An 11801-nucleotide genomic window follows, 5' to 3' on the forward strand; every position below is an offset into this window, starting at 1 on the left:
GTTCTACCTCCGTTGAAATAACGCCATAGTTTCAATATGCCCTGTATGAGGGAACATATTCATTAGCCCAATTTTATTAAGATCAAAGCCAGCTTGTGAAATAATTGCGCTGTCACGGGCTAAAGTAACAGGGTCACAAGAGACATATAAAATAGTTTTAAACTGCTTTAAAGGTAATTGCTCTAATACAGCCATTGCACCCGCCCTAGAAGGATCGAGTACAAGCACATCTAAGTTTTTACTAAACCATGGGGCGCTCTGTATGCTTTGCGTTAAATCAAAGCAATGAAACTGCGCATTGGTAATAGAGTTAGTTTGCGCATTTTGAGCAGCCATTGCAACCGCTGAAGTTACACCTTCTACGCCAATTACAGATTTTGCTTGTTTTGCCAGCACTAATGAGAAATTACCAATGCCACAAAATAAATCCAATAAATTTTCATCACCTTTTAAATCAAGCCAATTTGCTGCTTGCTTTAACATAGCTTCGTTAACTTGCGCATTTACCTGAATAAAATTACCTAAACCAAATTCAAATTTTAGATCAAATTCTTTAAGATAATAAAACGGCATGGCTAAGTGTAAATGCTCAATTACATCGCTCTCGCTTTGCCATACAATTTGATATTGCTGACTTTGTGAGGCTTGTTCCACTATTGCTTTAAATTCATCGTTGATCGCTTTAGTGTGGCGAATAACAACAAAGTTTTTCTCATCACTTTGGCATAACTGTAAATGGCTTATACTGTGCAGCGCTTTGTGTTGATTAATTAAACCATCGAAAAGTGTAAAAACATCCGCAAATACTTCATCAAGTACTGCACATTTATTAATACTCACAATATTTTTTGAACCACTGGCTCTGTAACCCACACGCATTTTTTTTGCTGCTTTATCAAACATAACGGCTATGCGAGCGCTGCGCCTGTAATGCACAGACTTACTTAATAATGGAGTTTGCCAGTTTAAGCTGTTTAATTTAGCAAACTTACTAAATAGCTGAGTAACTGCAGCTTGTTTTTCTACAACTTGTTGGCTTACTTCTAAATGCTGTAATTGGCAGCCACCACACTGATTATAGTGCTCACAAAAAGCGTCTACTCTTGATTCACTCGCTTTAATAACTTTAATTACTTTTGCACTGCTGTATTTAGCTTTATCTTCGACGAGCATTGCTTTAACTGTTTCATTTGGTAATGCACCGCTTACAAAGCATACTTTATTATTATGCTTAGCAATGCCACGCCCTTGATGATCCATTCCCGTTATATTTAATTCTAATGTTTGTTGCTTAAGCGGTTTTTTTTTCGCTTTAAAAATTTGCGCCATTAGGCATTACCTTCAGTTTATTTATGAAGCACCTATATTTAGATGCTTTAGAATGCGTGTTGAACCGTATATACTCAAATCATACTAATAACGATAAAACGCTCCCATTATGACCAAATTAGGCTTACGCGATTCTGTTTTAACACTGACCCTGATCCCAACGGTGATCATAGGATTACTACTTGGTGGCTATTTTACAATAAATCGTTACATTGAGCTTGATGAAATTTTATATCAGCAAGGTACTACTATTTCTGAGCCACTTGCTATTGCGCTTGAGCAACCCATGCTCGAAAAAAACAAACAGCTATTGAATCGCCTTATAAGCTACACACATAACAAGCACTCCCCTACAATTAAGTCGATTGCAATTTTTGATAAAAATAATACGCTATTAATGACGAGTAATTATCACCGCTCATTTGAAAAGTTAATTAATCAAAAGACGCTCATAAATTTAAAAACGACCCACGTGCAAAAGTCAGATGAGCTTGTTACATTCTTCACGCCCATTATTAACCATACAAGTCACGACTCTAAATGGGATCCATCTGCTTTTCAGTCATCTCTGGGCACCGTTATTATACAGCTAAACAAAGACCAAGCGGTTATAGGGCAGCAACGTGCTTTATTAATTAGCGGTATTGTAATTATTTTATCATTGGTGTTTGCAGCAATTTTAGCTTTAAGGTTAAGCCGCATGTTTATGACGCCGCTTAATAAGTTAGTACTTGCAACCGACAAGTTAGTCGAAGGTAAAAGAAGTACTGGCCTTAACGACAACATGATAGGTGAATTTGAGCTATTGCGAGAAGGCTTAAATACCATTGCTCACACTATGGTGATGCAAAAAGATGAAATGCAAAAAAATATTGACCAAGCAACTAGCGACTACCGCGAAACACTAGAGCAATACGAAACTTCAAATATAGAGCTCTCATTCGCAAAAAAAGAAGCTCAAGATGCTAACCGCGTAAAATCAGACTTTTTAGCTAAAATGAGTCACGAACTTCGTACTCCGCTAAATGGTGTTATTGGATTTACACGCCAGCTTTATAAAACACCGCTGAATAAACATCAAAAAGATTATCTCGATACTATTATGCTATCAGCAAATAGTTTAATGACTATTATTAGCGACATTCTAGATTTCTCCAAACTAGAAGCGGGTGCAATGGAACTTGAGTCGATTCAGTTTCAACTTCGTGATGCTGTAAATGAAGTGATGACACTACTCGCTCCTAGCGCACACGATAAGCAATTAGAGCTATCCATTTACATTAACCAACAAGTACCAGATGACTTAACGGGCGATCCCACTCGCTTTAAACAAGTGCTGATAAACCTATTAAGTAATGCGATTAAATTTACTGAAAAAGGCTCCATTAAGGTCGACATAAGCCATCGGTTACTCGATGACGAACGTACTTCTTTACTTGTGTCAGTAACAGATACTGGCGTGGGTATACCTATGGATAAGCAAGACTCTTTATTTACTCCATTTGGGCAAGCAGACTCAAGCATTACACGTAAGTTTGGTGGTACAGGTCTTGGCCTCATTATTACCAAGCATATTGTTGAAGCGATGAATGGCCGCATAACATTAAACTCTGCACCAGGTAACGGTACCTGTTTTACATTCAATAGTGTGTTTAGTTTGCCCAATCATGTATTTACTAACGACTTACCGACTAAATCGCTCATTGGTAAACGTATTTTGTATTTAGAGCCACACGAGCATACACATCACGCTGTACTTTCGTTATTGACTCAGTGGGAATCAAGCGTAACGGCATGTTTTAATGAGACTAGCTTTTTAGACGCTATAAAAAATACTGAACATAAATATGATGTTTGCTTAATTGGCCATATGGCATCAGTTGATGATATGCAGCAACTAAAAAGCTATGTAAAAGCCGTGCGTGAATCTACAGACTACTTATACTTAATGCTTAATACAGTATCGCACAATATGCGAGAAGCCTTTATAGGCAGCGGTGCTGATGCGTGTTTAAGTAAACCACTTAATCACCGTAAGTTATGTGAAGTACTTGCCGCACCTTACAGGCTTGACCACCCTACTCATAATATTGAACAAAACGATCAAGCTTTGCTGCCGTTAAAAGTATTAGTTGTTGATGATAACGATGCCAACTTAAAACTTCTCCATACTTTATTAAGTGAACAGATTGAAGTAATAGAAACGGCACATAATGGTTCACAAGCATACAGCTTAAGTAAAAGTCATAAATACGACATAATTTTTATGGATATTCAGATGCCAATTATGGACGGTATAACCGCATGCAAGCTTATACAAGAATCATCACTTAATGAAGATACACCCATTATCGCTGTAACGGCACACGCCCTTCAAAGCGAAAAAGAGCAACTACTAAAAGATGGCTTTAAAGGCTATTTAACTAAGCCTATTGATGAAGATATGCTTAAACAAATTATTAGCGACCATAGTCCACAGACCCCGGTTAATCGCGATAAAGCTAAAACAGATACACCACAAAGCCCGGCTCCATTTCAAAGTAGTCGAATTGATTGGGCACAAGCCCTGCAGCGTGCTGGAGGAAAGAGCGAGTTAGCGCTAGAGATGCTTAATATGCTACTTCTAAGCGTCCCTGAAACTCTTACATTGCTTGCTAAAGCGATAGAGAGTAATGATTGTCAGCAAGTCTTAAGTATTGTCCACAAGTTTCATGGTGCATGTTGCTACACTGGTGTACCAAAACTTAAATCACTCGCAGAAACAATTGAAACATCACTTAAAAATAAATGCTTGTTAGAGAATATTGAACCTGAATTATTTGAGCTACAGGACGAGCTTGAAAACTTACTTGCTGATGCAAGCGTAACTGAGTTACAAAGATAAGCTTTGAATTTTAGATACAAAAAAACGCGGCATTAACCGCGTTTTTTTAATTAAGCTTTTTAAATACTTATGTAGAATCGTATTACATTCTTGCTTCAATCATTAATCGTTTCATATCGCGTACGGCTTTATCGAGTCCATCTATCGCTGCACGAGCAATAATAGCGTGGCCAATATTTAGCTCATAAATCTCAGGCATCGCGGCAATAGGTTTAACGTTATGGTAATGAAGACCATGGCCAGCGTTAACAATCAAACCTAAGCTTGCTGCGTATTTAACACCTTCACGAATATGCTCTAACTCTTTGTGTAAATCAGTATCATTTGTTGCATCAGCATACGCGCCTGTGTGTATTTCTACATAAGGAGCACCACATTCTTTGGCTGCATCTAGTTGTGCTTTATCTGCATCAATAAATAGCGATACTTTAATACCCGCGTCGGTAAGCGTTTTTGTTGCGGCTTTAATTTTATCTATATTACCCGCTACATCTAAGCCGCCCTCGGTGGTTAACTCTTCGCGCTTTTCAGGTACTAAACACACGTACTCGGGTTTTACTTCAAGCGCTATTTGTATCATTTCATCGGTAACAGCGGTTTCAAGATTCATGCGAGTTTGGATAGTTTTAGCCATCACATAAACGTCGCGATCTTGAATATGGCGTCTGTCTTCACGTAAGTGAATCGTAATACCGTCTGCGCCTGCATGCTCTGCTACACTGGCTGCATGGGCTGGATCTGGGTAACTTGTTCCACGCGCTTGACGAAGTGTTGCAATATGATCTACGTTTACACCCAAAAGAATATCTTTCATTTTCTTACCTGTAAAATTACGTTTATTGAGAGGCCATAAATAGCTCACGGCTTTTTAATGGTTTACTACCTAATAAGGGTTTTAATAAATAGCGACTTAATTGCTTTGCCATATATAGCACATCACTTTGGCTAAAGTCATGATTTGCTATGGCGTTGAGTTGTTTGCCACTAAATCCAGAACGCGTATCTTCTTGTATTAAAAAACCAAGTTCGGGGAAATAACTATACGTCTGCTTTTCATCTATTGGTTCACCACTGGCATCAAAACTAAAATCCACGCCATAACCGAGTAATTCCAATAATTGAAATTCGTACGAGCGAAGCACTTCTTGTAAATTGGCTCCGCTGTTTAGGTTTCCTAGGTGGGATTTATATAGCTCAAATACTTGTTCAATTGGCTCATTAACAGGAACGATGCGATTAGTTAGCTCATTCAAATAAAAACCACAATAAAGCTCATCACCTTTTAAAAAGTGCGGGTTACCATGCAGTTCAAACTTATTGATATATTTTAAATCGTACTTGCCACTGTAATTAACAAGGAGTGCCTGGAACGGCTGAAGTTGTGCTTTATGTTTAGTGGCCTGGCGACCACTAATTCGGGCCAGCATTCTTAACTGACCAACGCCTTCTACAAGCATATCTAACATTACCTGGGAGTCACTATAAGGACGCCGATGTAATAAATACGCGGTGTAGAAGTCGCTATCCATTCACTAAGCTACTGCTTGGTTTAGTCTTCACTGTAACCTAAGCTTCTTAGTGCACGTTCATCATCAGCCCAACCCGACTTAACTTTAACCCAAAGCTCTAAAAATACTTTGTTATCAAGCATTTCTTCTATGTCTTTACGGGCTTCACGGCCAATGGTTTTTAGCTTTTCGCCTTTATTACCAATAACCATGCGTTTTTGTGTTTCGCGCTCAACAAGAATCAACCCATTGATGTGCCAAATACCGTTGTCTTGCCATTTAAACTGCTCAATTTCAACAGTCACAGAATACGGTAGTTCTTCACCCATAAAACGCATTAGCTTTTCACGAATAACTTCAGCTGCCATAAAGCGCATCGAACGGTCAGTTACATAATCTTCAGGAAAGTAAAATTCGCAAGGAGGTAAGCGTTTAGTTACTTCTGCTTTGATTAAATCAACGTTTTTACCTTGCGTTGCTGATACTGGCATAATTCCAACAAAATCAAACTTGTCACTTAACCACTTCATATGAGGCAATACAAGATCACGGTCTTTAACTTGGTCAATTTTATTAATAACCAATAATACAGGCTTACCACTTTGCGATACTTTATTAAGTACCATATCGTCATCTGCATTCCAATGAGTGCCTTCAACGACAAAAATAATAAGCTCTACATCGCCGATAGAACTAGACGCTGCTCGATTCATTAGACGGTTAATAGCACGCTTTTCTTCAACGTGTAGACCCGGTGTATCTATGTATACCGCTTGGTGTTTATCTACGGTATGAATACCCATAATACGATGACGTGTAGTTTGTGGTTTACGTGAGGTAATACTCACTTTTTGCTCAATGATTTCATTAAGCAAAGTCGATTTACCTACGTTTGGTCGACCGACAATCGCCACCATTCCACAAAATGTATCTACATCACGTTCATGAGGCTGTATTAAGGTATCAAGGTTCATTTTTAAGTATCTTCAATGCTTTTTCGGCAGCTTTTTGTTCGGCCTTACGGCGCGAGCTACCAACAGAAATTATGCTATCCATTCCATCAACAATACATTCAACCGTGAATGTTTGATTGTGTGCTTGGCCTTGTGTATCAACTACTGTGTAGCCCGGTAACGATAATTTACGGGCTTGTAAATACTCTTGCAGCAGGGTTTTAGGATCTTTCTGGTTAAGCCCTGGTGAAATAGCATCCAAACGTGATTGGTACCACGCCAATATAAGATCGCCACAACTGTCGATACCTGAATCTAAAAATGCAGCGCCTATAATAGCTTCTACTGCATCAGCAAGCGTTGACTCGCGACGAAAACCGCCACTTTTAAGCTCGCCCGGCCCTAAGCGTAAATAATCGCCTAGACCAAATTCAAGACCAAACTCAGCAAGTGTTTGACCACGCACAAGTGTTGAACGCATGCGGCTTAAATCGCCTTCACGCGCTTTAGGAAATTTGGCATAAAGTGCATTGGCAATCACAAAGCTTAAAATCGAGTCGCCTAAAAATTCTAGTCGCTCATTATGTTGACCTTTGTGGCTGCGGTGCGTCATTGCTTGTTCAAGTAAACCTTGATCAGCGAATTCATAGCCAATTTTTTTATATAATTCTGTTACATTTTTTTTCATCGTTACTGAATATTACCTAGGCGTTCAAAGCGAACACCAGTTGGAACCCATCCTGGTAAAATATCATCAGGGCCATTCTCAAATTCAAAACTCATCCATATAAAGACAGCTTTACCCACCAAGTTTTCTTTTGGTACAAAGCCCCAAAAGCGACCATCTTGGCTGTTGTCGCGGTTATCACCCATCATAAAATAATGATCAGCAGGAACAGTCCATTCATCAGAAGGCGTGCCCGGTTGCTGATAGTAACGCCCTTTTCTTTCAGGCGCTTGTGGGTTGATTAATATATCATGCGTAACTGTTGTTAAATTTTCATTCACACGAGCTAGAGGCATTGGGCCTTGTTTAAATTCGTTATCATTAATTAGTTTAAAATCAATTTTATTGAATTCATTACATAAAAGCTCACCCTGTTGGGTTTCGCCTTCTTTACAGTTTGGCTGAATATATAAACGTTTATCACGATAAACAATTTTATCGCCAGGTAAACCAATCGTACGTTTAATATAGTCAACACTTTCATCTAAAGGGTATTTAAAAACAACAATATCACCACGTTCAGGCTCACCGACATCAACTAACTGAGTGCGCCAAACTGGGTCTTTTATTCCATATGAATACTTTTGTACTAAAATAAAGTCACCCACTAACAGTGTAGGCATCATTGAACCAGATGGAATTTGAAACGGTTCAAAAATAAATGATCTAAAAATAGTAATTGCTGCAATCATCGGGAAAATCGACTTTGCTGTTTCTGTTAGTACTGGTTCTGGTGCAATTAATGCCGCAGTTTCTTCATCTAACGGAGCTCCAGCAGACGTTTGCGCTATCGCTAAGCGCTCCTGTCTTTTAGGTGCATACATTAAGTGATCTATTAACCATATTAAGCCTGAGCCTAAGGTTAATAGCACCAATAAAACTGAAAAATAACCAGCCATTTATAATCCTTTGTTTTTATTTACCAACTTTTAAAATAGCTAAAAACGCTTCTTGAGGCACTTCAACATTACCTACTTGCTTCATACGTTTTTTACCATCTTTTTGCTTTTTAAGTAGCTTTTTCTTACGACTCACATCGCCACCGTAACACTTAGCAATTACGTTTTTACGTAACTGTTTTACCGTAGTACGTGCAATAACGTGTTGTCCAATAGCTGCTTGAATCGCAATATCAAACATTTGACGAGGAATAAGCTCTTTTAATGCATCAGCTAATTGACGACCACGAGACTGTGCACCGTCTCTGTGAACAATAATCGCAAGTGCGTCAACACGCTCACTATTGATTAAAATATCAACACGCACCATATCTGATGTTTGAAAGTGTTTAAAGTTATAATCAAGCGATGCAAAACCACGGCTTGTTGATTTTAATTTATCAAAAAAGTCCATTACCACTTCAGCCATAGGTAGCTCATACGTAACAGCTACTTGCTTTCCGTGATAGGTCATTTTTGTTTGGCTACCGCGTTTTTCAATACACAAAGTAATAACATTACCTAAGTATTCTTGTGGTACCAAAATATTAGCTTCAACAATCGGCTCACGAATTTCTAAAATATCGTTTACTGCAGGTAAATCAGACGGGTTATCAATCTGGAATGTACCTTCTTTAGTAACTATCTCATAGATTACCGTAGGTGCCGTTGTAATTAAATCAATATCGTATTCACGCTCTAAACGCTCTTGAATGATTTCCATGTGTAGCATACCTAAAAAGCCACAGCGGAAACCAAAACCTAATGCAGTTGAATTCTCTGGTTCAAAGAATAACGACGCATCGTTTAAGCTTAATTTATTAAGCGCATCACGGAATGATTCATACTCATCTGATGCAATTGGGAACATACCTGCATAAACCTGAGGCTTAATTTTTTGAAAACCAGGTAAACGAAGTGGAGCCGCATTTTTTTGATGAGTTATAGTATCGCCTACTGGCGCACCATGTATCTCTTTGATGCCAGCAATAACAAACCCTACTTCACCGGTTCTTAAAATACCGGTGTTAGTTTGCTTAGGTGTAAACACACCCACTTGGTCGGCAGTATGTATATGCTCATTCGACATTATTTTTATTTTGTCGCCAGTGCGTAATTCACCGTGCTTAATACGCACTAATGATACAACGCCTTGGTATGGGTCAAACCAAGAATCGATAATAAGTGCTTGTAGAGGTCCATCTGTATCGCCTACTGGCGGCGGAACATCTCTAACAATCATTTCAAGAACTTCGGCAATACCTACACCCGTTTTAGCGCTACATTGCACTGCATCAAGGGCATCAATACCAATAATTTCTTCAATTTCTTCTGCAACGCGCAAAGGATCCGCTTGCGGTAAATCGATTTTGTTAAGTACTGGAATTACTTCTAATTCCATTTCAATAGCGGTGTAACAGTTAGCTAATGTTTGTGCTTCAACGCCTTGGCCTGCATCAACAACGAGTAGTGCACCTTCACATGCAGCTAAAGAACGCGATACTTCATATGTAAAATCAACGTGTCCTGGAGTATCAATGAAATTAAGTTGATAAGTTTCGCCATCGTTCGCTTTGTAATTCAACGTTACACTTTGCGCTTTAATGGTAATACCACGTTCGCGCTCAATATCCATTGAATCCAAAACTTGTTTTTGCATTTCACGGTCGGTTAAACCGCCACAAACTTGGATCAAACGATCTGAAAGGGTCGATTTACCATGGTCAATATGGGCGATGATCGAAAAATTACGGATATGCTTCATAAACTGGATTCTATACTTCTATTTTAATGGACTAAATATGAATACCTAAGTGACTTGAAAATACTTGCTGTAGGATGCCATAAGCTCAGTTTGTAAATTACAAACATCACGAATGCTTTTTAATATTGATTAAAACCATTTTATTTATTGAATAACAATAAGTTAAATTTATTTAACTTACATAATTCAGCTAGATAAAATAATTTAAAAAACCACTATTCCCTGTATTTCCAAGTTACTTTGGTATAAAACGGCAATTTTACATTTAATTGGCGTCAATCACCATCTATTTGAGTTAAAGGGATACTAATTGGGTGAATTTTTATAACTTTTATATCGTGCTTTAGCGATTTCACGCGAGTTTTAGCTATAAAGAAACCAGCAACACCACCTAAAGCTGCAGCTAAAATTTGCCAACCTTCGGAAGACATAAATAATTGCGCTGCAATCAGTGCAAAAACCAGACTTAAAAGCAGTGGTAGCATGTATACCGCAAATGCATGCTTAACGACGTGACTATCATCAAGTGACAAGGTTACCTTTTGTCCTACTTCAACAGAGGATTCAAATTTATAAGGGAAGGTTTTTTTTGCAGTGCCAAACAGCTTACCAAACACTTGTGAGCCGCAACGACCATTGCAGCCTTCACAAGCTTGTTTTTGTTGTGCTTCTAAATGAGCAATGTGGCCATCGAGGGCCACAACAGTGAGGGTTTGTTCAATCATAACAATCCTTACGAATCGTTTATAATGCGCGGGTAACTGACTCAGCAATCGCTTTTGCGGTCATACTCGGTACATTACCAACAACCGATACATCAAAATTACCGCCATTATGCACATATACTGTCGTTGCACCAGAGGTTAGTGCACCACTTAAACGCTTACCCGGTAATGGACGCTGAATAAATACCGAAATTTCAACAAAACCATCAGTGAACAAGTAATAGTCTGTTAATTCGTTATTTAAATCGAGCTTATGTCTGTCTGATTTTAGTAATTCAAAGCCATCCGGTAACCAACTAATTTGCCAGTTAGTAGCTGTACTGTCTTCGTTTATAAGTGCATCGTTTGGTAAAGGCGTTGGAAAGTTTCGATTGAGCACTTCAAGTAACATACCTGCTGGCTGCTCTGTCACACTAATGTGAGTAAGCTGTAACTGCTCTAAGGCCTCACCTTCATGGTTAACGTACGCGGCTTTTAGTAACAACGACGACTCCATATCCAGCCAAATCCAATAATTATATTTATACTCGTCTTTAGATTCTATGCGAACTAGTTGTGCAGCACGCCCTGCAATACGACCTTTCCCGCCTAGTACAAAATCATAGTGCGCGCTTAAGCGATCTATATCTTTAAAAAGTACTTCAGGGATTGGACCCGCTATTGAATCTGTTTTTAGGGAGTATGGTTCAGACTGAGGTTCAAAATAAGTAACTTGGTTGTCAATACGGACCATTTCAAGCCCAGCACCGTTAAGTAAACTTAAATGCTCAAGTTCTGTGTCACCTTGTAAAGCATGCACCCATCGGTAGGGCTCCATTGTTTTACCTTTGACAACCACAAACGAAGCGTCAAAATTACGGGTGTGAACGGCATTAGCCATTTTTAGTAATAAATCTTTGGCAGGATTTGTGTCGTTGGCAAATGCATTAAAGCTTACTACCAACGACAGAACAAAAGTGATTACTTTCATTT

General features: G+C 38.7%; 10 protein-coding genes. 1 reads left to right on the forward strand and 9 read right to left on the reverse strand.

Annotation, left to right across the window (positions count from 1 at the left end):
- Window positions 1-3: 3 nt before the first annotated feature.
- Window positions 4-1329, reverse strand: a complete 1326-nt coding sequence (gene rlmD / locus GQR52_RS04135) for a 23S rRNA (uracil(1939)-C(5))-methyltransferase RlmD (RefSeq protein ID WP_165727556.1) — start codon at window positions 1327-1329, stop codon at window positions 4-6.
- Between the two features lie 109 nt (window positions 1330-1438).
- Between rlmD and barA the strand changes: the two genes are divergently transcribed.
- On the forward strand, window positions 1439-4213 hold the full coding sequence (gene barA / locus GQR52_RS04140; RefSeq protein ID WP_165727557.1) for a two-component sensor histidine kinase BarA: 2775 nt from the start codon (window positions 1439-1441) through the stop codon (window positions 4211-4213).
- 82 nt (window positions 4214-4295) lie between these two features.
- Here the strand turns inward: barA and pdxJ are convergent, their stop codons facing one another.
- The 8 genes from pdxJ to GQR52_RS04180 form a co-directional block, all read right to left on the reverse strand.
- Window positions 4296-5027, reverse strand: coding sequence for a pyridoxine 5'-phosphate synthase (pdxJ, locus tag GQR52_RS04145; RefSeq protein WP_007581734.1), 732 nt, complete (start codon window positions 5025-5027; stop codon window positions 4296-4298).
- 22 nt (window positions 5028-5049) lie between these two features.
- Window positions 5050-5742, reverse strand: coding sequence for a DNA repair protein RecO (gene recO, locus GQR52_RS04150; protein WP_024592970.1), 693 nt, complete (start codon window positions 5740-5742; stop codon window positions 5050-5052).
- A gap of 20 nt (window positions 5743-5762) precedes the next feature.
- Window positions 5763-6695 carry a GTPase Era gene (era, locus tag GQR52_RS04155; RefSeq protein WP_007581730.1) on the reverse strand — a complete coding sequence of 311 codons (933 nt, stop codon included), beginning with the start codon at window positions 6693-6695 and terminating at the stop codon, window positions 5763-5765.
- On the reverse strand, window positions 6685-7362 hold the full coding sequence (gene rnc, locus GQR52_RS04160) for a ribonuclease III (protein WP_007581728.1): 678 nt from the start codon (window positions 7360-7362) through the stop codon (window positions 6685-6687). Before rnc ends, era begins: the two co-directional genes overlap by 11 nt.
- A 2-nt stretch (window positions 7363-7364) precedes the next feature.
- Entirely contained in the window at window positions 7365-8300 is a 936-nt protein-coding gene (gene lepB, locus GQR52_RS04165) for a signal peptidase I (protein ID WP_024589998.1), read from the reverse strand.
- 16 nt (window positions 8301-8316) lie between these two features.
- Complete coding sequence (gene lepA / locus GQR52_RS04170) at window positions 8317-10104, reverse strand: translation elongation factor 4 (protein WP_007581724.1); 1788 nt, start codon at window positions 10102-10104, stop codon at window positions 8317-8319.
- 275 nt (window positions 10105-10379) lie between these two features.
- Window positions 10380-10829 (reverse strand): SoxR reducing system RseC family protein, encoded by a 450-nt coding sequence (locus GQR52_RS04175; RefSeq protein ID WP_165727558.1) that lies wholly within the window; start codon window positions 10827-10829, stop codon window positions 10380-10382.
- 19 nt (window positions 10830-10848) lie between these two features.
- Entirely contained in the window at window positions 10849-11799 is a 951-nt protein-coding gene (locus tag GQR52_RS04180; RefSeq protein ID WP_165727559.1) for a MucB/RseB C-terminal domain-containing protein, read from the reverse strand.
- Window positions 11800-11801: the final 2 nt, after the last annotated feature.

It is taken from the genome of Pseudoalteromonas sp. 31A1, from assembly GCF_011378815.1.
GTDB classification, from domain to species: domain Bacteria; phylum Pseudomonadota; class Gammaproteobacteria; order Enterobacterales; family Alteromonadaceae; genus Pseudoalteromonas; species Pseudoalteromonas arctica.